At 67.3% G+C, this 22,053-nt stretch carries 22 protein-coding genes; all 22 read left to right on the plus strand.

The window, feature by feature from the left end:
- The first annotated feature begins 125 nt into the window (after positions 1-125).
- The 22 genes from AC5Y5B_RS21055 to nuoL all read left to right on the plus strand — a co-directional run bounded on the left by AC5Y5B_RS21055 (position 126) and on the right by nuoL (position 22,016).
- Positions 126-1,220: a homogentisate 1,2-dioxygenase gene (locus AC5Y5B_RS21055; protein WP_500006300.1), complete on the plus strand. Its 1,095-nt coding sequence runs from the start codon at positions 126-128 to the stop codon at positions 1,218-1,220.
- Positions 1,220-2,404 carry an alpha/beta hydrolase family protein gene (locus AC5Y5B_RS21060; RefSeq protein ID WP_112634414.1) on the plus strand — a complete coding sequence of 395 codons (1,185 nt, stop codon included), beginning with the start codon at positions 1,220-1,222 and terminating at the stop codon, positions 2,402-2,404. Before AC5Y5B_RS21055 ends, AC5Y5B_RS21060 begins: the two co-directional genes overlap by 1 nt.
- Positions 2,401-3,606, plus strand: coding sequence for a CaiB/BaiF CoA transferase family protein (locus AC5Y5B_RS21065; RefSeq protein WP_500006301.1), 1,206 nt, complete (start codon positions 2,401-2,403; stop codon positions 3,604-3,606). Before AC5Y5B_RS21060 ends, AC5Y5B_RS21065 begins: the two co-directional genes overlap by 4 nt.
- A complete protein-coding gene (locus tag AC5Y5B_RS21070; RefSeq protein ID WP_112634416.1) occupies positions 3,603-4,496 on the plus strand; it encodes a hydroxymethylglutaryl-CoA lyase in 894 nt (297 codons plus the stop codon). Before AC5Y5B_RS21065 ends, AC5Y5B_RS21070 begins: the two co-directional genes overlap by 4 nt.
- Complete coding sequence (locus tag AC5Y5B_RS21075) at positions 4,497-5,120, plus strand: TetR/AcrR family transcriptional regulator (protein ID WP_112634417.1); 624 nt, start codon at positions 4,497-4,499, stop codon at positions 5,118-5,120.
- Between the two features lie 24 nt (positions 5,121-5,144).
- Positions 5,145-6,383: an acyl-CoA dehydrogenase family protein gene (locus tag AC5Y5B_RS21080; RefSeq protein ID WP_500006302.1), complete on the plus strand. Its 1,239-nt coding sequence runs from the start codon at positions 5,145-5,147 to the stop codon at positions 6,381-6,383.
- Entirely contained in the window at positions 6,383-7,756 is a 1,374-nt protein-coding gene (locus AC5Y5B_RS21085) for a phosphotransferase family protein (RefSeq protein ID WP_500006303.1), read from the plus strand. The genes AC5Y5B_RS21080 and AC5Y5B_RS21085 overlap by 1 nt, the downstream gene beginning before the upstream one ends.
- Positions 7,757-7,782: 26 nt before the next feature.
- Positions 7,783-8,196 (plus strand): nuclear transport factor 2 family protein, encoded by a 414-nt coding sequence (locus tag AC5Y5B_RS21090; RefSeq protein ID WP_500006304.1) that lies wholly within the window; start codon positions 7,783-7,785, stop codon positions 8,194-8,196.
- A gap of 33 nt (positions 8,197-8,229) precedes the next feature.
- Positions 8,230-8,766 carry a YceI family protein gene (locus AC5Y5B_RS21095; RefSeq protein ID WP_500006305.1) on the plus strand — a complete coding sequence of 179 codons (537 nt, stop codon included), beginning with the start codon at positions 8,230-8,232 and terminating at the stop codon, positions 8,764-8,766.
- Positions 8,767-8,820: 54 nt separating this feature from the next.
- Positions 8,821-9,234 (plus strand): Rv3143 family two-component system response regulator, encoded by a 414-nt coding sequence (locus AC5Y5B_RS21100; RefSeq protein WP_112634420.1) that lies wholly within the window; start codon positions 8,821-8,823, stop codon positions 9,232-9,234.
- A gap of 366 nt (positions 9,235-9,600) precedes the next feature.
- The gene (locus tag AC5Y5B_RS21105) at positions 9,601-9,978 is read left to right on the plus strand and encodes an NADH-quinone oxidoreductase subunit A (RefSeq protein ID WP_007772880.1); all 378 of its coding nucleotides are present in this window, start codon (positions 9,601-9,603) and stop codon (positions 9,976-9,978) included.
- A gap of 8 nt (positions 9,979-9,986) precedes the next feature.
- Positions 9,987-10,541, plus strand: a complete 555-nt coding sequence (locus tag AC5Y5B_RS21110) for a NuoB/complex I 20 kDa subunit family protein (protein WP_007772881.1) — start codon at positions 9,987-9,989, stop codon at positions 10,539-10,541.
- Positions 10,538-11,245, plus strand: coding sequence for an NADH-quinone oxidoreductase subunit C (locus AC5Y5B_RS21115; protein WP_112634421.1), 708 nt, complete (start codon positions 10,538-10,540; stop codon positions 11,243-11,245). The genes AC5Y5B_RS21110 and AC5Y5B_RS21115 overlap by 4 nt, the downstream gene beginning before the upstream one ends.
- Entirely contained in the window at positions 11,245-12,570 is a 1,326-nt protein-coding gene (nuoD, locus tag AC5Y5B_RS21120; RefSeq protein WP_112634422.1) for an NADH dehydrogenase (quinone) subunit D, read from the plus strand. Before AC5Y5B_RS21115 ends, nuoD begins: the two co-directional genes overlap by 1 nt.
- Positions 12,567-13,322 carry an NADH-quinone oxidoreductase subunit NuoE gene (nuoE, locus tag AC5Y5B_RS21125; RefSeq protein ID WP_500006306.1) on the plus strand — a complete coding sequence of 252 codons (756 nt, stop codon included), beginning with the start codon at positions 12,567-12,569 and terminating at the stop codon, positions 13,320-13,322. The genes nuoD and nuoE overlap by 4 nt, the downstream gene beginning before the upstream one ends.
- On the plus strand, positions 13,322-14,671 hold the full coding sequence (gene nuoF, locus AC5Y5B_RS21130) for an NADH-quinone oxidoreductase subunit NuoF (RefSeq protein ID WP_112634424.1): 1,350 nt from the start codon (positions 13,322-13,324) through the stop codon (positions 14,669-14,671). The genes nuoE and nuoF overlap by 1 nt, the downstream gene beginning before the upstream one ends.
- 107 nt (positions 14,672-14,778) lie before the next feature.
- Positions 14,779-17,193, plus strand: coding sequence for an NADH-quinone oxidoreductase subunit G (locus tag AC5Y5B_RS21135; RefSeq protein ID WP_112634425.1), 2,415 nt, complete (start codon positions 14,779-14,781; stop codon positions 17,191-17,193).
- 5 nt (positions 17,194-17,198) lie between these two features.
- Positions 17,199-18,470 carry an NADH-quinone oxidoreductase subunit NuoH gene (nuoH, locus tag AC5Y5B_RS21140; protein ID WP_500006361.1) on the plus strand — a complete coding sequence of 424 codons (1,272 nt, stop codon included), beginning with the start codon at positions 17,199-17,201 and terminating at the stop codon, positions 18,468-18,470.
- On the plus strand, positions 18,463-19,008 hold the full coding sequence (gene nuoI, locus AC5Y5B_RS21145) for an NADH-quinone oxidoreductase subunit NuoI (RefSeq protein WP_500006307.1): 546 nt from the start codon (positions 18,463-18,465) through the stop codon (positions 19,006-19,008). The genes nuoH and nuoI overlap by 8 nt, the downstream gene beginning before the upstream one ends.
- Positions 19,005-19,823, plus strand: a complete 819-nt coding sequence (locus AC5Y5B_RS21150) for an NADH-quinone oxidoreductase subunit J (RefSeq protein WP_112634428.1) — start codon at positions 19,005-19,007, stop codon at positions 19,821-19,823. The genes nuoI and AC5Y5B_RS21150 overlap by 4 nt, the downstream gene beginning before the upstream one ends.
- A complete protein-coding gene (gene nuoK, locus AC5Y5B_RS21155) occupies positions 19,820-20,119 on the plus strand; it encodes an NADH-quinone oxidoreductase subunit NuoK (protein WP_007772892.1) in 300 nt (99 codons plus the stop codon). The genes AC5Y5B_RS21150 and nuoK overlap by 4 nt, the downstream gene beginning before the upstream one ends.
- Positions 20,120-20,129: 10 nt before the next feature.
- Positions 20,130-22,016 carry an NADH-quinone oxidoreductase subunit L gene (gene nuoL, locus AC5Y5B_RS21160; protein WP_500006308.1) on the plus strand — a complete coding sequence of 629 codons (1,887 nt, stop codon included), beginning with the start codon at positions 20,130-20,132 and terminating at the stop codon, positions 22,014-22,016.
- The last annotated feature ends 37 nt before the right edge of the window (positions 22,017-22,053 follow it).

Consider the following 22,053-nt stretch of genomic DNA (forward strand, 5'->3'; position numbering starts at 1 on the left):
CCGCAACGGTTTAAGTCTCGGTGAATACCGGGGCCCTTGTGCCGCGCAAAAAGAGAAAGTAATGTCACTTTCAGTTTTCCGGTCCTGATCGCCAGCCCGCTGGTCGCCCGTCGGAGGAGCCGTCCATGGAATCCTTTGTCCACCTACGCAAAGGCAGAACACCGCGCCGCCTGCACGCCGACCTCGAGGGCCTCAAGGACGACGAGTTGGGCCGGGGCGGATTCACCGGCCGCACCGCCAATCTCTACCGGCGCCACGACCCCACCGCCTACCGGTCGGTCGGCCCGCTGCGGCCCATCGACGTGCTGTCCAGCGAGCTCAAGCCCAGCGATGCCACCGACGCCGACGGTGGGCCCCTGCTGATGTTCAGCAACGACGACTGCCGAATTCTGTTGAGCCGACGACTCGAGCCGATGCCGTTCTTCGTCCGCCATGTCGATGGGGACCTGCTGTGCTTCGTCCACGAGGGCAGCGGCCTGGCCGAGACCGAGTTCGGGCCACTGCGCTATCGGGAGGGCGACTGGCTCTACATCCCGAAGGCGTGCACCTGGCGCCAGAGCCCCGACAGCCCGACCACGATGCTGATGATCGAGGCCACCGACGAGTTCCGGGTGCCACCGCCCGGAGCGTTGGGCCGCCACTTCCCGTTCGACCCGTCGCAGGTCGTCATCCCCGAGCCGGCGCCGGCCGACGAGGGCGCAACCGACGGCGAATTCGAGGTCCGGTTGATCCACCAGGGCGGCCCGACAACGCTGTTCTACCAACACAATCCGCTCGACGTCGAGGGCTGGCGTGGGGACAACTTCGCGTTCACCTTCAACATCGCCGATTACAACGTGGTCACCTCCGACAGCGTCCACCTCCCCCCGACCGTGCACCTGTTCATGCAGGCCACCGGCGTCTACGTGATGAACTTCCTGCCCAAGCCCGCCGAAGGGATCCCGGGCACCGAACGCACCCCGTGGTATCACCGCAACGTCGACTACGACGAGATCGCCTTCTTCCACGGCGGCTCGCTGTATGGCATCCCGATGCCGCCGGGCTTGATTTCGCATGCGCCACAAGGCGTTCACCACGGCGCGCCGGAAAAGGCCCGGGAACGCGCGCGGCGCAAATTCGACGACTACTCCCGCGTCGACTGGCAGGTGATCGCCGTCGACACCCGCCGCCGGCTGACCCCGTCGGCCGAAGTACTGGCCCACGACCTAGGACAACATTGATGAAACACGAGTACGACCGGATCCCCTATCTCGTTGCGTTCCAGAACAATTCCGGGGTACGCGACGTCTACGGCGGCCTGGCCGAGATCACCGTGCTGGAGAGCTATCTGCTCAAGCCGAAGGACAAGCCGTCGGACACGGTGCTGGTGTTCATGCATCCGATCGGTGGCGGCGCCTACCTACCGATGATCAATGCGCTGGCCCGAGCCGGCCACCACGTCATCTACTGCAACAGCCGCTTCCGTGGCACCGACTCGGCGCTGCTGATGGAGAAGGTGGTCGAGGATCTCGGCGAGTGCATCAAGGACGCCAAAAAGCGACTGGGCTACTCCAAGGTGGTGCTGGCCGGATGGAGCGGCGGCGGCTCGCTGTCGGTGTTCTACCAGCAGCAGGCGCAGAATCCGACCATCACGTCCAGCCCGACCGGTGACGGCCCCGACCTGACCAAGCTCGACCTGCCCGCCGCCGACGGCATCATGCTGCTCGCGGCGCACATCAGCCGGCACGGCACGCTGACCGAATGGCTGGACGCGTCGATCCTCGACGAATCCGACCCCACCAAGCGCGATCCCGAGCTGGACCTGTACAACCCCGACAACCCCAATCAGCCGCCCTACAGCCAAGAATTCCTGGATCGCTACCGGCAGGCGCAAATCGACCGCAACCGCCGCATCACCGCATGGGTCAAGGACAAGCTGGCCGAGCTGAAAGCGTCGGGGCGCCCCGACGCCGATGTTGCCGAGTTCTGCTTCGTCGTGCACGGCACCATGGCCGACCCGCGCTGGCTGGACCCGGCCGTCGATGCCAACGAACGGGCCCCGGGCACCTGCTACCTGGGGGATCCTCAGGTGGTGAACATGAGCCCCGTCGGGCTGGCCCGGTTCTCCACCCTGCGCGGCTGGCTGTCGCAGTGGAGCTATGACGACGCGCGCGGCGACGCGGTGGCCTGCGGGCCCGACATCGCGATCCCGGCGCTGGTGATCGGTAATCTTGCCGATGACGCCTGTACGCCCAGCCACACCCGGCGGCTGTTCCAGGCGATCGGACACGAGGACAAGGAAATGCACGAAATCCCCGGTGCCACACACTATTACGCCGGGCCCGACCAGCGCGACGCGCTGCGGGCCGCGGTCACCATCGTCACCGACTGGCTGGTGCGGCACGACTTCGCGAGCGCCGGATGACGGTGACCGGGCCCCTGGACGGCATTCGGGTGCTCGAGCTGGGCACCCTGATCGCCGGCCCCTTCGCCGGCCGGCTGCTCGGCGACCTGGGCGCCGACGTGATCAAGGTGGAACTGCCCAACGCCCCGGACCCGCTGCGCACCTGGGGCCAGGCCGAACTCGACGGCCAACACGTCTTCTGGACGGTGCACGCGCGCAACAAGAAGGCGATCACCCTGGACCTGCGCCACCCCCGTGGCCGGGAGCTGTTCTGCGACCTCGTCGAAAAGTCCGACATCGTGGTGGAAAACTTCCGACCGGGCACCCTGGAAAAATGGAACCTGGGCTACGAGGTGCTGAGCGAACGCAATCCGGGCATCATCCTGGTGCGGGTGTCCGGCTACGGGCAGACCGGACCCGACGCCGCCAAGGTCGGCTACGCCTCGGTCGCCGAAGCGGCCAGCGGACTGCGGCACCTCAACGGTTTCCCCGGCGGGCCGCCGCCGCGGCTGGCGCTCTCGCTCGGTGACAGCCTGGCGGGGATGTTCGGCGCGCAGGGCGCGCTGGCCGCGCTGTATCGACGCAGCGTCACAGGACGCGGCCAGGTGGTCGACGTCGCCTTGACCGAATCATGTTTGGCCGTCCAGGAATCCACCATTCCCGACTACGACGTCGGCGGTGTGGTGCGCGGACCGTCGGGCACCCGGCTCGACGGCATCGCGCCCTCGAACATCTACCGCAGCGCCGACGGCTCGTGGGTGGTGATCGCCGCCAACCAGGACACCGTGTTCGCGCGGCTGTGCAAGGCGATGGGCCGTCCGGAGCTGGCCACCGACGAGCGATTCGCCACACACGGGGCGCGCGGCCGCAACCAGGACGAACTCGACCACATCATCGGCAGCTGGGCGGCCGAACGCCAGCCCGGTGACATCATCGAAACCCTTTCCGCCGCAGGGGTGATCGCCGGCCCGATCAACACCGTCGCCGAGGTGGTCAACGACCCGCAGCTGCGCGCCCGCGACATGCTGATCGAGCACTACGACGAGCGGCTGCAGCGCAACGTGCTGGGCCCGGGCATCGTGCCGGTGCTCTCGGAATCGCCGGGCCGCCTGCGCAACGCCGGCCCCGCGCGACCGGGCCAGCACAACGACGAGGTCTTCACCGGGCTGCTGGGCATGACGGCCGAGGAGCTCGAGAAGCTGCGCTCCGAGGAGGTGCTGTGACACACGTCGACATTCGCGAGGTGGCGCTGCGCGACGGTCTGCAGATCGAAAGGCCAATCCCGTTGTCGGCCAAGCTGGAACTGCTGGCCGCGGTGGCGGCCACCGGGGTCCGCGAGGTCGAGGTCACCGCGTTCGTCTCCCCGACGAAGGTGCCGTCGATGGCCGACGCCGCTGAACTGGCCACACATCTGCACGACTACCCCGACATCGAATTCTCGGCCCTGGTGGCCAGTCCCAACGGCGCCAAGCGGGCCGTCGCCGCGGGCTTGCGCTCCGTCGAGTATGTGGTCGCCGCCGATGACACCTTCAGCAAGGCCAACGTCGGACGCACCAGCGCCGAGGCCACCGCGGCGATCGACGAGATCGTCGCGATCGCGCACGACAGCAACGTCACTGTCGAAGTCGTGATCGCCACCGCCTGGGATTCACCCTTCGAAGGTCCCACCCCGCCCCAGCGGGTGCTCGAGATAGCGGCGGCCGCCCGCGAGCGTGGCGCCGACCGCCTGTCCATCGCCGACACCATCGGCACCGTCACCCCGGGTCGGGTGAGTTCGCTTATCGCGCAATTACTTCCGGTGATCGGCGATCTCCCCCTGGGCGGGCATTTCCACAACACCCGCGGCTCCGGACTGGCCAGCGCCTATGCCGCGGTCAGCTCCGGTGTGACCCGGCTGGACGCCTCGGTGGGCGGGCTGGGTGGCTGCCCCTTCGCCCCGGGTGCGACCGGCAACATCGCCACCGAGGATCTGGTGTACCTGTTGGGCGACAGCGGCATCGACGTCGACATCGACCTGCAGGCCGCCATCGCCGCCGCCGATGTGGCGAGATCGCTGGTCGGCCACGACCTGCCGAGCGCCCTGTTGCGCGCCGGCGACCGGATTCGAGACTAGATGTCAGCCCCGGAGGCAGCCCGCGAGCTGACCGCCAAAGGTCGCCAAACCAGGCAGGCCATCGAACAGGCCGCCCGGAAATTGTTTGCCGAACGGGGTTTTCACGGCACCACCCTGGCCGACATCACGTCGGCCGCGGGGAAATCGCCGGCGGTGTTCTACCGATACTTCACCGACAAGGAGGACCTGCTTGCCGGTCTCGCGGAGTCATTCCTGCACGAGGTGGTGACGCCGTCGGGGCTGAGCGTTCACCTTCCGGACTCTCCGGACGACGACGCCTTCTTCGCCTCGGTGGTCACCGGCTACTGGAACATGTTCAAGCAGAACATCGGGATCATGATCGCCGTGGCCCAGCTGGCCGCCACCCAACAGCGGTTTGCCGCCGTGCAGAACGAGTTTCGCCGCTTCGGCATGGACATCGTGGCGGCATCGGTTCGGCGCGCGCAGGAGCAGGGTTACGGCGCCGAGCTCAACCCGCAGCACACGGCGGCGGCCATCGCGCTGCTGTTCGAGAACTTCACCACCGTCTTCGTCGGGCAGTCGGGTCTCGGAATCCAGATCAGCGACGAGGATGCCATCGCGACGCTGTCGACGGTGTGGAAGAAGACTCTCTATGGCGCGTAACGCGAGAATCGCGAGGAGATAACCGTGGATTTCACCCTGCCAGAACACCTGCCGGGCGTGCTCGCCGAGATGGACGAGTTCATCGAGACCGAGATCAAGCCGCTGGAACGGGAAAACATCCAGTACTTCGACCAGCGCCGCGAACACGCGCGCACCGATTGGGACAACGACGGAATCCCGACGCGCGAGTGGGAGGACCTGCTCTCCGAGATGCGCCGCCGCGCCGACAAGGCGGGCTGGCTGCGCTACGGACTGCCGGCCTCGCTGGGCGGTCGCGACGGCAGCAACGTCGACATGGCGGTCATCCGGGAGCACCTGGCGCACAAGGGCCTTGGCCTGCACAACGACCTGCAGAACGAGTCGTCGATCGTCGGCAACTTTCCGCAGGTGATCATGATGGAACGGTTCGGCACCGAGGAACAGCGCAAGGTGTGGTCGGAGGCGTTGATCACCGGGGAACGGTCCATGGCTTTCGGGCTGACCGAGCCCAAGCACGGATCGGATGCCACCTGGCTGGAAACGCGCGCCGAACGCGACGGCGACAGTTGGGTGATCAACGGCTCCAAGCGGTTCAACACGGGCGTGCACCGCGCGACCCACGATCTGGTCTTCGCCCGCACCTCCGGGGAGCCCGGCAGCGCGCGGGGCATCACCGCGTTCCTGGTGCCGACAGACACGCCCGGGTTCACCGTGCCCTACTACTGGTGGACGTTCAACATGCCGACCGACCACGGCGAGGTCGAGCTCACCGATGTGCGGATTCCCGCCGATGCGGTGCTCGGCGAGGTGGACCGCGGGCTGGAAGTCGCGCAAACGTTCCTGCACGAGAATCGAATTCGGCAAGCCGCCAGTAGCCTGGGCGCGGCGCAGTACTGCATCGACCGTGCCGCCGAATATGCCGGCACCCGAACGGTTTTCGGCAAGCCGCTGTCGGTCAACCAGGCCGTCCAGTGGCCGCTGGCCGAGTTGGCGACCGAAGCGCAGATGGTGCGGCTGCTGGTGCATTACGCCGCCTGGCATCTCGATCGCGACCACCATATGGAGGTCTCGGACAAGGTGTCGATGGCGAACTACCGCGCCAACCGGCTGGTGTGCGACGCCGCCGACCGCGCCATGCAGATCTTCGGCGGCCTCGGTTACAGCCGCCACGAGCCGTTCGAACACATCTACCGCCACCACCGTCGCTATCGCATCACCGAGGGCGCCGAGGAAATTCAGATCCGCCGGGTGGCGCAGCGGCTGTTCAAATTCGGCACGAAGTGATGGACAGCGTGGAGCCGGCGGAGCTGGGCACCAAGCTGGCCGGCGTGCTCACGGCGGCCCTCGGCGCCGACACCGCGGTGGAGAACCTGCGCGCGTTGACCGGTGGCGCCAGCAGGACGACCTGGGCGTTCGAGGCCGTGACGGGCGCGCAGCGTCGTGCGCTGATCCTGCGCACCGGCCCACCCGACGACGTGCATGCCGGCATGGAGTTGGAAGCCAAGACGCAGGCCGCCGCGTGCGCCGCGGGCGCGCCCGTCCCCCACGTGTTGATCGCCGACAATTCCCCTGCCGCGCTGGGCAATCCGTTTCTGATCTGTGACGAGATCAAGGGCGAGACCATCGTGCCGCGCATCCAGCGCCAGCTCGACGACGACAAGCGCATGCGATTGCTGCAGCAGTGCGCGCAGGCGGTGGCCGCCATCCACCGCGCCGACCCGGACGTTCCGGACCTGACCCACGAGGACCAGCTCGCCGAGTGGCGGCAGCGTCTCGATGAGATGGGTGACACCACCGCAACCTTCGAATGGGGGTTTCGTTGGCTGGCCGCCCACCGTCCGCCACCGTCGCCGGCGGTGTTGGTGCACGGCGATTTTCGGATGGGCAACCTCATCGTGGACGGGGCTGACCTTGCGGCGGTGCTGGACTGGGAACTCGTGCACGTCGGGCAGGCGTACGAAGACCTGGCCTGGTTCTGCATCCGGGCCTGGCGATTCGGCGCCCCGGCCGGTCTCGGCGCCGGCGGCCTGGGCAGCATCGAAAGCTTCGTGCGGGCCTACGAGCAGGCCAGCGGGACTACCGTCGACCGGGTGGCGTTTCACTGGTGGCTCGTGCTGGCCACCTTGCGCTGGGGCGTCATCTGCCGCTTCCAGGCCGAACGGCACCTGAGCGGGCAGCACCGCTCGGTCGAGTTGGCCACCATCGGGCGTCGAGTCTGCGAAACCGAGTGGGACCTGCTCAACCTGCTCGCGCCCGCCGACGATGCGCGCCGCGCCGCGGCGCGAGGAGGAGGCGGGCAATCGGGGCCGGGCGCGGCCGTGACCGGCGCGTACGGCCGCCCGTTGGCCGTCGAACTCGTCGCCGCGGTCGCCGAATTCCTGGAAAGCGACGTGCGCGGGGCGACCGAAGGACAGGTCAACTTCCACGCCCGCGTCGCCGCCAATGCGCTGCGCATCGTCGAACGGGAACTGCTCGACGACAGTGACGCGGAGTCCCGCGCGGCGCTGGCCGGCCTGGGCTTCGCCGACGAGGAACAGCTGGCCGCCGCGATACGGTCGGGCGAGCTGGACGGGCAGGCGGACCAGGTCACCGCCTGCCTGCGCACCCTGGTACGACGCCGATTGGCCGTCGCCCATCCGGGATACGACACCGAGTAGCCCGGCGATCGAGAGAGGAGCCCGACATGTCCGCTTCCGGCACCGCGACGGTCGTCGAGACGGCCAACCGCCTGTTCGCCGCGATCGAACGCAGCGACACCGCCGCGGTTGACGCGATGTGGAGCAAGGACATCGCGGTGTGGCGCTCCGACTCGCGCCGCGACCCCGTCACAACAGACGACAAGGCTCGCGCGATGCGGGTCATCGATTGGTTCATCGGCGCGACCACGCAACGCCGCTACGAAATCCTCGACCGGCAGTTTTTCGACGACGGCGCCGCGCGGGGCTTCGTCCAGCAGCACATCTTGCACGCCACCGGGCATGCCGGACAGTCGATCTCGCTACGGGTCTGCATCGTGATCAGGGTGGATACCGACGGCCTGATCGAGCGCATCGAAGAATATTTCGATCCCGCAGGGATCGCGCCGTTGCTCAACTAGCGCTAGATTCGCCACGACACACTGGGGGTGACGATGACGACTTTGGAGACACTGCTTCACGATCCCGACATGGCCGGCGCGTGGAACCTGGTTCGGGATCGCTCGGCCATCACGTTCAAGATCCGCAACATGTGGGGCCTACTGAACGTCAAGGGCCGCTTCACCGACTTCACCGGCGACGGCCAACTGACCGGCACGGGAGCGGTTTTCGGCCGCGTCGACATTCGGGCCGCCTCGCTGGACACCGGCATCGGGCGTCGCGACACGCACCTGCGCTCGGCCGACTTCTTCGACGTCGACCGCTTCGGGGAGATCAGCGTCATCGTGACAGCGGTGCACCCGACGAAAGGCAAGGCCGCCGACCTGCGGACCACCTTCACCATCAAAGGCGTCACCGAGGAGGTAACGCTGCCGGTCACGATCTTTGAGCTCGAGGACGGCTCGATCCGAATCACCGGCGAGACCAAGCTCGATCGCGACCGGTTCAACCTGGGTTGGAACCGGCTCGGCATGATGAGCTCCACGGCGACGGTCGCCGCGGACGCCCACTTCGTGCGGGTATCGCAATGAGGATTTCCGCGGGCACCCCGCTTCACGCGGGTCGACACCAGTAGCATCTGCACCGTGCCCGACTCCACCCCCCAATCCAGCGTCGCCCTGCGGATCCTCGTCTACAGCAGCAACGTCCAAACCCGCGAACGGGTGATGCGGGCGCTGGGCAAGCAGCTGCATCCCGATCTGCCCGAACTGAGCTATGTCGAGGTGGCAACCGGGCCCATGGTGGTGGCGACGATGGACAAGGGCGGCATCGACTTGGCCATCCTGGACGGCGAGGCCACCCCGACCGGTGGAATGGGAATCGCAAAGCAGCTCAAAGACGAACTCGAGAACTGCCCGCCCCTGGTCGTCTTGACGGGGCGGCCCGACGATGCCTGGCTGGCCGCCTGGTCGCGCGCCGAGGGCGCGGTGCCGCACCCCATTGACCCCATCGTGCTGGGGCGCACGGTGCTCAACCTGCTCCGGGCACCCGTTCGCTGACTCATCGCACTTTGCTGCGACCACTCCTAGCGGGACATCGGATGAGGGGCTGTCGGCCCTGGCGACGCCGTTGATCTCTACCGCCGCACCGATCTGCACAGCAGCGCCTTTGCTGGTGCTGCCCGCGTAGCCGACGCGGCGGATCACGTCCGGCGACGGGCGTTGCTTTCACCGCCTATCGAGTTTGCGCAGCACAGCGCTGCATGGCGCCGCCGATCCCGCCCAACGCCCACCCCGGGCAAGCACGCCGCGCGCCGCGACGCTATGTTGTAAATCACTGTGGCGGGCTTGCGACCCAGTTCGTCACAGCAGCCCGGTTACCGCCTGGCCGCTGCAGGCGGCTCGTACGACGGATCATGGAGCGAGTTGAACGTCTACATACCCATCCTGGTGCTAGGCGCCATCGCCACCGCCTTCGCCGTGGGCTCGGTGGCGATCGCGAGCCTGGCCGGCCCGTCACGTTTCAACAAGTCGAAGATGTCGGCCTACGAGTGCGGAATCGAACCCACCGAGACCTCGGTGAGCGGCCCGCATGCGACGGCCGGGCAGCGCTTTCCGGTGAAGTACTACCTCACCGCGATGCTCTTCATCGTCTTCGACATCGAAATCGTGTTCCTGTACCCGTGGGCGGTCAGCTACGACGCGCTGGGCACCTTCGCTCTGGTCGAAATGGTCATTTTCATGCTGACGGTTTTCGTGGCCTACGCCTACGTGTGGCGCCGCGGCGGCCTGACGTGGGATTGAGGTAAGACGTGGGTCTTGAGGAACAGCTGCCCGGCGGGATTCTGCTGTCCACGGTCGAGAAGGTCGCGGGCTACGTCCGCAAGAACTCACTGTGGCCGGCGACATTCGGGTTGGCCTGCTGCGCCATCGAGATGATGGCAACGGCCGGGCCAAGATTCGACATCGCCCGGTTCGGCATGGAGCGCTTCTCGGCCACCCCGCGGCAGGCCGATCTGATGATCGTCGCCGGGCGGGTCAGCCAGAAGATGGCCCCCGTGCTGCGGCAGATCTATGACCAGATGGCCGAACCGAAATGGGTGCTGGCCATGGGCGTCTGCGCATCATCCGGCGGAATGTTCAACAACTACGCGGTGGTGCAGGGCGTCGACCACGTGGTCCCGGTGGACATCTACCTGCCCGGCTGCCCGCCGCGGCCGGAGATGCTGTTGTACGCAATCCTGAAGCTGCACGAGAAGATTCAGGAGATGCCGCTGGGCGTCAACCGGGAGACCGCTATCGCCGAGGCCGAGCAGGCGGCCTTGTCGGCCCGGCCCACGATCGAGATGCGCGGACTGCTGCGATGAGCACACCGGACCAAGATCCCCAGGAAGCAATCAGCCGCGCCGACGAAGAGGTAATCGACGTGCGCCGCGGCATGTTCGGCGCCAAGGGCACGGGTGACACGTCCGGTTACGGACGGCTGGTGCGCGAGGTCCTGCTGCCGGGCAGCAGCCCGCGGCCCTACGGCGGCTATTTCGACGAGGTGGTCGACGGCCTGGCCGCGGCGCTGAACCGGGACGACGTCGAATTCACCGAGGCCATCGAAAAAGTCGTGGTGTACCGCGACGAGCTGACCCTGCACGTCCGCCGCGACGCGTTGGTGCAGGTCGCTCATCGGCTGCGTGACGACCCGCAACTGCGTTTCGAAATGTGCCTGGGCGTCAGCGGGGTGCACTACCCGCACGAGACGGGTCGCGAACTGCACGCCGTGTACCCACTGCAGTCGATCACGCACAATCGCCGTATCCGCCTGGAAGTGTCTGCGCCCGACAGTGATCCACACATCCCCTCGCTGTTCGGGATCTATCCGACCACCGACTGGCACGAGCGGGAGACCTACGACTTCTTCGGCATCATCTTCGATGGGCACCCGTCGCTGACCCGCATCGAGATGCCCGACGACTGGCACGGACACCCCCAGCGCAAGGACTACCCCCTCGGCGGCATTCCCGTCGAATACAAAGGCGCACAAATACCCCCGCCCGACGAGCGGAGAGCGTACAACTGATGAGCACTACCACCGAAGCGACGCACGACGGCGCCGGCGAGAGGTTCGTGGTCGCCGGCGGCCAGGACTGGGACAAGGTCGTCGAAGCCGCCCGCGGCGCCGATCCCGGCGAACGCATCATCGTCAACATGGGTCCCCAGCACCCGTCCACCCACGGCGTGCTGCGCCTGATCCTGGAAATCGAGGGCGAGACGGTGACCGACGCCCGTTGCGGCATCGGCTATCTGCACACCGGCATCGAGAAGAACCTCGAATACCGCTACTGGACCCAAGGCGTCACGTTCGTGACCCGGATGGATTACCTCGCACCATTTTTCAACGAGACGGCGTACTGCCTGGGCGTGGAGAAGCTGCTCGGCATCACCGATCAGATACCGGAGCGGGTCAACGTCATCCGGGTGATGATGATGGAGCTCAACCGGATCTCGTCGCACCTGGTCGCCCTGGCCACCGGCGGCATGGAATTGGGCGCCATGACCCCGATGTTCGTCGGCTTCCGGGGACGCGAGATCGTGCTGACCCTGTTCGAATCGATCACCGGCCTGCGGATGAACAGCGCCTACGTCCGGCCCGGCGGTGTGGCGCAGGACTTGCCGCCCAACGCGGAAACCGAGATCGTCGAGGGCCTCAAGGGGCTCCGGCAGGTGCTGCGCGAAATGAGCGGTCTGCTCAACGAGAACGCCATCTGGAAAGCCCGCACCCAGGGCGTCGGTTACCTGGATCTGACCGGGTGCATGGCGCTGGGCATCACCGGACCCATCCTGCGCGCCACCGGGTTGCCGCACGATCTGCGCAAGAGCGAACCGTACTGCGGATATGAAAACTACGAATTCGACGTAATCACCGAAGACACGTGTGATGCTTACGGGCGCTACATGATTCGCGTCAACGAGATGTGGGAGTCGATCAAGATCGTCGAGCAGTGTCTGGACAAGCTGAAGCCCGGCCCGATCATGGTCGAGGACCGCAAGATCGCCTGGCCGGCCGACCTGAAGGTGGGGCCCGACGGCATGGGCAACTCACAGGAGCACATCGCCAAGATCATGGGCGGCTCGATGGAGGCGTTGATCCACCACTTCAAACTGGTCACCGAGGGCATCAGGGTGCCGGCCGGCCAGGTGTACACGGCGGTCGAATCGCCGCGCGGGGAGCTGGGCGTCCACATGGTCAGCGACGGCGGCACCCGGCCTTACCGGGTGCATTATCGAGACCCCTCGTTCACCAATCTGCAGTCGGTGGCGGCGATGTGCGAAGGCGGCATGGTCGCCGATCTGATCACCGCCGTCGCCAGCATCGACCCGGTCATGGGCGGGGTGGACCGGTGACCGGGCCGCAGGGACAGCCGGTCTTCCTCCGGCTCGGCCCGCCGCCGGACGAGCCCAACGCGTTCGTCGTCGAGGGTGCGCCCAAGACGTACCCGCCCGAGGTGCGGGCCCGGCTGGAGGTCGACGCCAAGGAGATCATCGGCCGCTACCCCAGCAAGCGGTCGGCGCTGTTGCCGCTGCTGCACCTGGTGCAGGCGGAGGATTCCTACCTGACGCCGGCGGGGCTGGAGTTCTGCGGTGAGCAACTGGGCCTCACCGGGGCGGAAGTGTCCGCGGTGGCGAGCTTTTACACCATGTATCGGCGCGGTCCCACCGGTGATTATCTGGTGGGTGTCTGCACAAACACGTTGTGCGCCATCATGGGTGGCGACGCCATCTTCGATGCGTTGAAAGAACACCTGGGCGTCGGCAACGACGAGACCACCGCCGACGGGTCGGTCACCTTGCAACACATCGAATGCAACGCCGCCTGCGATTACGCACCGGTGGTGATGGTGAACTGGGAGTTCTTCGACAACCAGACGCCGGACTCGGCGCGCGAACTCGTCGACTCGCTGCGCGCCGGCGAGCCCAAGCCGCCCACCCGCGGCGCTCCCCTGTGCGCCTTCCGCGAGACGTCGCGCATCCTGGCCGGGCTGCCCGACGAGCGCCCCGACCAGGGGCAGGGTGGCGCCGGCGCCGCCACGCTGGCCGGCCTGAAGGTCGCCAGGGAACACGGCATGGAAGCGCCCAGCGCGCCGGAAGGCCAGTAATGACAACGACTTCTGATACCTCGCAGGCGACGCCGCTCACGCCGGTCATCAGCCGCTTCTGGGACGATCCCGAATCCTGGACCCTGCAGACCTATCACCGCCACGGTGGTTACGAGGCGATGAAGAAGGCCCTGGCGATGGCGCCCGACGACGTGATCGGGCTGGTGAAGGACTCCGGGTTACGCGGGCGCGGCGGCGCGGGCTTCTCGACCGGCACGAAGTGGTCGTTCATCCCGCAGGGCGACACCGGCGCGGCGGCCAAGCCGCATTACCTGGTGGTCAACGCCGACGAGTCGGAACCCGGGACGTGCAAAGACATTCCGCTGATGCTGGCGACACCGCACGTCCTCGTCGAGGGCGTCATCATCGCCGCCTACGCGATCCGGGCCAGCCACGCGTTCATCTATGTGCGCGGAGAGGTGCTGCCGGTCCTGCGCCGCCTGCAGAACGCGGTGGCCGAGGCCTACGCCGCAGGCTACCTGGGCCGCGACATCAACGGCTCCGGCTTCGATCTCGAGCTGGTGGTGCACGCCGGCGCCGGCGCCTACATCTGCGGCGAGGAGACCGCGCTGCTGGACTCTCTGGAGGGCCGGCGCGGCCAGCCCCGGTTGCGCCCGCCGTTCCCCGCCGTGGCCGGCCTGTACGGCTGCCCCACCGTGATCAACAACGTCGAGACCATCGCGAGCGTGCCGTCGATCATCGGCAACGGTGTGGACTGGTTCCGTTCGATGGGCAGCGAGAAGTCCCCAGGCTTCACGCTGTATTCGCTGTCCGGTCACGTCACCCGCCCCGGCCAGTACGAGGCGCCGCTGGGAATCACGTTGCGCGAGTTGCTCGCCTACGCCGGCGGGGTCCGGGCCGGACACCGGCTGAAGTTCTGGACACCCGGGGGCTCGTCGACGCCGCTGCTCACCGACGAGCACCTCGACGTGCCGCTGGACTACGAGGGCGTAGGCGGGGTCGGCTCGATGCTGGGCACCAAGGCGCTGGAGATCTTCGACGAGACCACCTGCGTGGTGCGTGCCGTGCGGCGCTGGACGTACTTCTACAAGCACGAATCCTGCGGAAAATGCACACCGTGCCGCGAGGGCACCTTCTGGCTGGACCAGATCTACGAGCGGCTGGAGACCGGCAAGGGCACCAGCGAGGACATCGGCAAGCTGCTCGACATCTCCGACACCATTCTTGGAAAGTCGTTCTGCGCCTTGGGGGATGGTGCGGCAAGCCCGGTGATGTCGTCGATCAAGTTCTTCCGCGACGAGTACGTCGCGCACGTCGAGGGCGGCGGATGCCCCTTCGACCCCCGAGATTCCATGCTGACGCCGGAGCGCAACGGCGCGAAAGGTTAGGGCTCGATGACCAGCGACGCGACGATGCAGCGGGGGCACCACCCGCTTGCGGGGGACGAAGCGATGCGGGGGTCCCTCCCGCTTGCGGGGGGAGAGGAGCGGCGCTCATGACTAGTGCGGCCAAGACCGAGACCGGTGACGAGGTCCGTCCGCCGGACATGGTGACGCTGACCATCGACGGCAACGAGATCAGCGTTCCCAAGGGAACTTTGGTGATCCGCGCTGCGGAACTGATGGGCATCCAGATCCCGCGGTTCTGCGACCACCCGCTGCTCGAGCCGGTCGGCGCGTGCCGGCAGTGTCTGGTCGAGGTCGAGGGGCAGCGTAAGCCGATGGCGTCGTGCACCACGGCCGCCACCGACGACATGGTGGTGCGCACCCAGCTCACGTCGGAGGCCGCCGACAAGGCCCAGCACGGCGTGATGGAGCTGCTGCTGATCAACCACCCGCTGGACTGCCCGATGTGCGACAAGGGCGGCGAATGCCCGCTGCAGAACCAGGCAATGTCCAACGGCCGCACCGATTCTCGTTTCACCGACGTCAAGCGCACCTTCGCCAAGCCGATCAACATCTCCTCGCAGGTCCTGCTGGACCGCGAGCGCTGCATCCTGTGCGCGCGCTGCACGCGATTCTCCGAGCAGATCGCCGGCGACATCTTCATCGACATGCAGGAACGGGGCGCCCTGCAGCAGGTCGGCATCTACGCCAACGAACCGTTCGAGTCCTACTTCTCGGGCAACACCGTGCAAATCTGCCCGGTAGGCGCGCTCACCGGAACCTCGTACCGGTTCCGGGCCCGTCCCTTCGACTTGGTTTCCAGTCCCAGCGTCTGCGAGCACTGCGCATCCGGGTGCGCCCAGCGCACCGACCACCGCCGCGGCAAGGTGCTGCGCCGGCTGGCCGGCGACGATCCCGAAGTCAACGAGGAGTGGAACTGCGACAAGGGCCGGTGGGCGTTCACCTACGCAACCCAGGCCGACGTGCTCACCACTCCCCTGATCCGCGACGCCGACGGCTCGCTGCAACCAGCCTCCTGGTCGCACGCGATCGCCGTCGCGACGAAGGGCCTCGAGGCCGCGCGCGGCCGCACGGGAGTGCTGGTGGGCGGCAGGGCGACGTTGGAAGACGCCTACGCCTACTCCAAGTTCGCGCGAATCGTGCTGGATACCAACGATATCGACTTCCGCGCCCGCCCGAGTTCGGCCGAGGAGGCCGACTTCCTGGCCGCCCGGATCGCCGGGACGCCGATCACCGTCAGCTACGCCGAACTGGAATCGGCGCCGGTCGTCGTGCTGGCCGGCTTCGAGCCCGAAGACGAATCACCCATCGTGTTCCTGCGGTTGCGCAAGGCGGCCCGCAAGCACGGCCTGCCGGTGTACGCGATCGCGCCGTTCGCCACCCGCGCGCTGACCAAGATGTCCGGCCGCTTGATCAAAACCGTTCCGGGCGCCGAGGCTTCGGCGCTGGACGGGTTGGCCACCGGTGAGGTGGGCGACCTGCTCTCCACCCCGGGCGCGGTCATCATGGTCGGCGAACGGCTTGCCTCGGTGCCGGGCGGATTGTCGGCCGCTGCCCGGCTCGCCGACACCACCGGCGCCCGCCTGGCCTGGGTGCCGCGCCGCGCCGGTGAGCGGGGCGCGCTGGAGGCCGGGGCGCTGCCGGGGCTGTTACCCGGTGGCCGCCCGGTCGACGACGAGACCGCCCGGGCCCAGGTTGCCCAGGCATGGAACGTGTCCGAATTGCCCTCCGGCACTGGACGTGACGCGGACGCGATGCTGGCCGCCGCCGCCGACGGAACGCTGGGCGCGTTGCTGGTCGGCGGTGTCGAGCCCGACGACTTCACCGATCCCGCAGCGGTGCTGGCGGCGCTGGACGGCGTCGACTTCGTGGTCAGTTTGGAGCTGCGGCACAGCGCCGTCACCGCACGCGCCGACGTGGTCTTCCCGGTCGCGCCGACGACGCAGAAGGCGGGCGCATTCGTCAACTGGGAGGGCCGCTTCCGGCCGTTCGCAGCGGCGCTGCGCAACACTCAGGACGCCAGCCAATCCGACCACCAGGTGCTCGACACGCTCGCCGACGAAATGGGCGTCTATCTGGGAATGTCCAGCCTCGAGACGGCCCGCGAAGAACTTGCCGCCCTGCGGAACTGGGACGGCAAGCGCACCGCGAACCCGGACGTCGCCGCCCCGCAGCCCGCCCAGCCCGCCGCGGGTGAGGCGGTATTGGCCGGCTGGCGGGCGTTGCTGGACAACGGCCGAATGCAGGACGGCGAGCCGCATCTGGCGGGCACCGCGCGCAAGCCCGTGGCTCGGCTGTCGGCCGACACGGCCGCCGAGATCGGCGCCGCAGACGGCGACGCGGTCACGGTCAGCACGTCACACGGGTCCGTCAGCCTGCCGCTGGTGATCACCGACATGCCCGACCGGGTGGTGTGGCTGCCGGTGAACTCGCCCGGCTCGGCGGTGCACCGCCAACTCGGCGTATCGGTCGGCAGCACAGTCAAGATCGGAGTTGGCTCATGACCGGGTTGACCGCATTCGGGCACGACACCTGGTGGCTGGTGCTCGGCAAGGCACTGGCGATCTTCGTGTTCCTCATGCTCAACGTGCTGGTGGCGATCCTGCTCGAACGCAAGATCCTGGGCTGGATGCAGCTGCGGCCCGGCCCCAACCGGGCGGGGCCGTGGGGGGTTCTGCAGAGCCTGGCCGACGGAATCAAGTTGGCGCTCAAGGAGACCATCACCCCGGGTGGGGTCGACAAGTTCGTCTACTTCGCGGCGCCGGTCATCTCCACGATCCCGGCGTTCACCGCTTTCGCGTTCATCCCGTTCGGTCCGGTGGTGTCGGTGTTCGGCCACCGCACGCCGCTTCAGCTGACCGACCTGCCCGTCGCGGTGCTGTTCATCCTCGGTCTGTCGGCGATCGGCGTGTACGGAATCGTCTTGGGCGGTTGGGCTTCCGGGTCCACCTACCCGCTGCTGGGCGGGGTGCGCTCCACCGCCCAGGTCATCTCCTACGAGGTGGCGATGGGCCTGTCGTTCGCGGCGGTCTTCCTCTACGCGGGCTCCATGTCGACGTCACAGATCGTCGCCGGGCAGGACCGGGTCTGGTACGTGTTCCTGCTGCTGCCGTCGTTCGTGATCTACCTGATCTCGATGGTCGGTGAAACCAACCGGGCGCCTTTCGATTTGCCCGAGGCCGAGGGTGAACTGGTCGCCGGCTTCCACACCGAGTACTCGTCGCTGAAGTTCGCGATGTTCATGCTCGCCGAGTACGTCAACATGATGACGGTCTCGTCGCTGGCCACCGTCCTGTTCTTCGGTGGCTGGCACGCGCCGTGGCCGTTGAACATGTGGGCCGGCGCCAACACCGGATGGTGGCCGGTGCTGTGGTTCACCGCGAAGATGTGGACCTTCCTGTTCGTCTATTTCTGGCTGCGGGCCTCGTTGCCCCGGCTGCGCTACGACCAGTTCATGGGGCTGGGCTGGAAGCTGCTGATCCCCGCTTCGCTGGTGTGGGTGCTGATCGCCGCCGTGATCCGCACGCTGCAGAACCAGGGCTACGCGCACTGGACCCCGATACTGGTGGCCAGCAGCGTCGTGTTCGCCACGGCGCTCGTGCTGTTGCTGCGAAAACCGTTCAGCGCGCCGGGTATTCGCGCGCTGGAGAAACAGCTGCGCCGCGAGGCGAAGAAACTGCCATCCGCAGCGATCCCCGCACCGGTATTCCCGACACCGCCGCTGCCGGGGCAAACCCAGAAGTCCCTGGCGGCTGCGAGCAAGGAGGAAGCACGTGGCTAAATTCTTGGACGCCGTGGCCGGATTCGGCGTGACGTTCGGATCGATGTTCAAAAAGAATGTCACCGAGGAGTACCCGGAGAAACCGGGCCCCGTCTCGCCGCGCTATCACGGCCGCCACCAGCTCAACCGCTACCCCGACGGCCTGGAGAAGTGCATCGGGTGCGAACTGTGCGCCTGGGCCTGCCCGGCCGACGCGATCTACGTCGAGGGCGCGGACAACACCGAGGAACTCAGGTATTCGCCCGGCGAACGCTACGGCCGGGTCTACCAGATCAACTATCTGCGGTGCATCGGCTGCGGCCTGTGCATCGAGGCCTGCCCGACACGGGCGCTGACGATGACCAACGACTATGAGATGGCCGACGACAACCGCGCCGACCTGATCTACGAGAAGGACCGGCTGCTGGCGCCGCTGCTGCAGGACATGCTCGCGCCGCCCCACCCGAGGACCGCCGGCGCCACCGACAAGGACTACTACCAGGGCAATGTGACCGCCCACGGGTTGCGTGAGACCGAGCAGGCCGGAGACTCGCGGTGAGCGGATTGACCGGCCACGCCGTCGCCGTAGCGTCCAGTTTTGCCAACGACACCATCGTGCGAACCTCCACCGGCGAAGCGGTCGCCTTCTGGGTGCTGGGCGTCCTGGCCGTGCTCGGCGCGATCGGGGTGGTCACCGCCGTCAACGCCGTGTACTCGGCCATGTTCTTGGCGATGACCATGATCATCCTGGCGGTCTTCTACATGATCCAGGACGCCCTGTTCCTGGGTGTGGTTCAAGTCGTGGTTTACACCGGCGCGGTGATGATGCTGTTCCTATTCGTACTGATGCTCATCGGTGTGGATTCCGCGGAGTCGCTCAAGGAGACGCTGCGCGGTCAGCGCGTCGCCGGAGTGGCGGCCGGTATCGGGTTCGGCATCCTGCTCATCGCCACCATCGGCAACATCGCGACCGGCAGTTTCGCCGGCCTGACCACTGCGAATGCCAACGGCAACGTGGAAGGGCTGGCGGCGCTGATCTTTTCGCGGTACCTGTGGGCGTTCGAGTTGACCAGCGCGCTGCTGATCACCGCGGCCGTCGGCGCCATGGTGCTGGCGCACCGCGAGCGCTTCGAGCGCCGCAAGACGCAGCGCGAGCTGTCCCAGGAACGGTTCCGGCCGGGTGGACATCCCACGCCGATGCCGAGCCCCGGCGTCTACGCCCGCCACAACGCGGTCGACGTGGCCGCGATGCTGCCGGACGGGTCGTACTCGAAGCTTTCGGTGTCGCCGATACTGCAAAGCCGCGGCGCCGACGGCAAGAAGACCCCGTCCACCGAGCCGAGCCCGAGTCTCTCCCAAGGCGGTACGTCGTGAATCCGGCCAATTACCTGTATCTTTCGGCCCTGCTGTTCACCATCGGCGCCTCCGGCGTGCTGTTGCGCCGCAACGCCATCGTGATGTTCATGTGCGTGGAGCTGATGCTCAACGCGGTCAATCTCGCGTTCGTCACGTTCGCGCGAATGCACGGCCACCTGGACGGGCAGATGATCGCGTTCTTCACGATGGTGGTCGCCGCCTGCGAAGTGGTTATCGGCCTGGCCATCATCATGACCATCTTCCGTACCCGCAAATCGGCGTCCGTCGACGACGCGAATCTACTCAAAGGCTGAAGACGCCAACATGACTCAATACACTCCGCTGCTGGTGGCGCTGCCATTGGCGGGCGCCGCAATCCTGCTCTTCGGCGGGCGACGCACCGACCGGTGGGGTCATTGGTTGGGCTGCGCCACCGCCCTCGCGGCATTCGGGGTGGGCCTGAGCCTGCTGAGCGAGCTGCTCGGCCGCGCCGCCGACGACCGCGTCATCCACCAGAAGGTGTTCAGCTGGATCCCCGTCGGCGGACTCCAGGTGGACCTCGGGCTGCAAATCGACCAGCTGTCGGTGTGTTTCGTCCTGTTGATTTCCGGCGTCGGCTCACTGATTCACATTTATTCGGTGGCCTACATGGCCGAAGACACCGACCGCCGAAGGTTTTTCGGCTACCTCAACCTGTTTCTGGCGTCGATGCTGCTGCTGGTCGTCGCCGACAACTACGTGGTGCTCTATGTCGGCTGGGAAGGCGTCGGCCTTGCGTCCTACCTGCTGATCGGGTTCTGGTACCACAAGCCGACGGCGGCCACCGCGGCCAAGAAGGCGTTCGTGATGAACCGGGTCGGCGACGCCGGGCTGGCCCTGGGAATGTTCTTGATGTTCAGCACTTTCGGCACGCTGTCCTACGCCGGGGTCTTCGCCGGCGCGCCGGGGGCCAGCCGCGGTGCGCTGACAGCCATGGGATTGCTGTTGCTGCTGGGCGCCTGCGCCAAGTCCGCCCAGGTCCCCCTGCAGGCGTGGCTGGGTGACGCCATGGAGGGCCCCACCCCGGTGTCCGCGCTGATCCACGCCGCCACCATGGTGACCGCCGGCGTGTATCTGATCGTGCGGTCCAACCCGCTGTACAACCTGTCACCCGACGCGCGACTGGCCGTGGTCATCGTGGGCGCGGTCACGCTGCTGCTCGGGGCGTTCATCGGGTGCGCCAAGGACGACATCAAGCGGGCGTTGGCGGCCTCGACGATGAGCCAGATCGGCTACATGGTGCTCGCGGCCGGCCTCGGCCCGGCCGGCTACGCCTTCGCGATCATGCACCTGCTCACCCACGGCTTCTTCAAGGCCGGGTTGTTCCTCGGCTCCGGCGCGGTGATTCACGCGATGCACGAAGAGCAGGACATGCGCCGCTACGGGGGACTGCGTGCGGCGCTGCCCATCACGTTCGTCACCTTCGGCCTGGGCTACCTCGCGATCATCGGCGTGCCACCCTTCGCGGGCTACTTCTCCAAGGACGCCATCATCGAGGCGGCGCTGGCCTCCGGTGGCATGCAGGGTTACCTGCTGGGCGGCGCCGCGCTGCTGGGCGCCGGCGTCACCGCGTTCTACATGACCCGCGTGATGCTGATGACGTTCTTCGGCAAGAAGCGCTGGGGTCCCGGCGCCCATCCGCGTGAGGCGCCCGGCCTGATGACGTGGCCGATGATCCTGCTGGCCGTCGGCTCGGTGTTCTCCGGTGGACTGCTGGCGGTGGGCGGCACCCTGCAGCGCTGGCTCGAGCCGGTCGTCGGAAAGCACGAGGAAGTGACCCACGCGTACCCGGTGTGGGTCAGCTCCGCGCTGGCGCTGGGCGTCGTGGTCATCGGCATCGCGGTGGCCTACCGGTTGTATGCGAAGGCCCCGATCCCCCGGGTGGCTCCGCTCTCGGTCTCGGCCCTGACGACGGCGGTACGCAACGACTTCTACGGCGATGCCTTCAACGAAGAGGTGTTCATGCGCCCCGGTGCGGCACTGACCCAGGCGCTCGTCGACGTGGACAACGCCGGTGTCGACGGCTCGGTCAACGGGCTGGCGGCGCTGGTGAGTGCGACGTCAAATCGGCTGCGGGGGTTGCAAACCGGCTTCGCCCGCAACTATGCACTGTCGATGCTGACGGGCGCCGTGCTGGTGGTCGCGCTGATCCTGGCGGTGCGGCTGTGGTGAACCGGCCCGCGACCATGCAGCCAGAAGCGATGACGAG

The organism is Mycobacterium sp. NGS33, from assembly GCF_059812885.1.

Bases quoted from the DNA above. Each gene is read 5' to 3' on its own strand.
- AC5Y5B_RS21055 (WP_500006300.1), top strand. From the start codon at position 126: ATGGAATCCTTTGTCCACCTACGCAAAGGCAGAACACCGCGCCGCCTG.
- AC5Y5B_RS21060 (WP_112634414.1), top strand. From the start codon at position 1,220: ATGAAACACGAGTACGACCGGATCCCCTATCTCGTTGCGTTCCAGAAC.
- AC5Y5B_RS21065 (WP_500006301.1), top strand. From the start codon at position 2,401: ATGACGGTGACCGGGCCCCTGGACGGCATTCGGGTGCTCGAGCTGGGC.
- AC5Y5B_RS21075 (WP_112634417.1), top strand. From the start codon at position 4,497: ATGTCAGCCCCGGAGGCAGCCCGCGAGCTGACCGCCAAAGGTCGCCAA.
- AC5Y5B_RS21085 (WP_500006303.1), top strand. From the start codon at position 6,383: ATGGACAGCGTGGAGCCGGCGGAGCTGGGCACCAAGCTGGCCGGCGTG.
- AC5Y5B_RS21090 (WP_500006304.1), top strand. From the start codon at position 7,783: ATGTCCGCTTCCGGCACCGCGACGGTCGTCGAGACGGCCAACCGCCTG.
- AC5Y5B_RS21095 (WP_500006305.1), top strand. From the start codon at position 8,230: ATGACGACTTTGGAGACACTGCTTCACGATCCCGACATGGCCGGCGCG.
- AC5Y5B_RS21115 (WP_112634421.1), top strand. From the start codon at position 10,538: ATGAGCACACCGGACCAAGATCCCCAGGAAGCAATCAGCCGCGCCGAC.
- nuoD (WP_112634422.1), top strand. From the start codon at position 11,245: ATGAGCACTACCACCGAAGCGACGCACGACGGCGCCGGCGAGAGGTTC.
- nuoF (WP_112634424.1), top strand. From the start codon at position 13,322: ATGACAACGACTTCTGATACCTCGCAGGCGACGCCGCTCACGCCGGTC.
- AC5Y5B_RS21135 (WP_112634425.1), top strand. From the start codon at position 14,779: ATGACTAGTGCGGCCAAGACCGAGACCGGTGACGAGGTCCGTCCGCCG.
- nuoL (WP_500006308.1), top strand. From the start codon at position 20,130: ATGACTCAATACACTCCGCTGCTGGTGGCGCTGCCATTGGCGGGCGCC.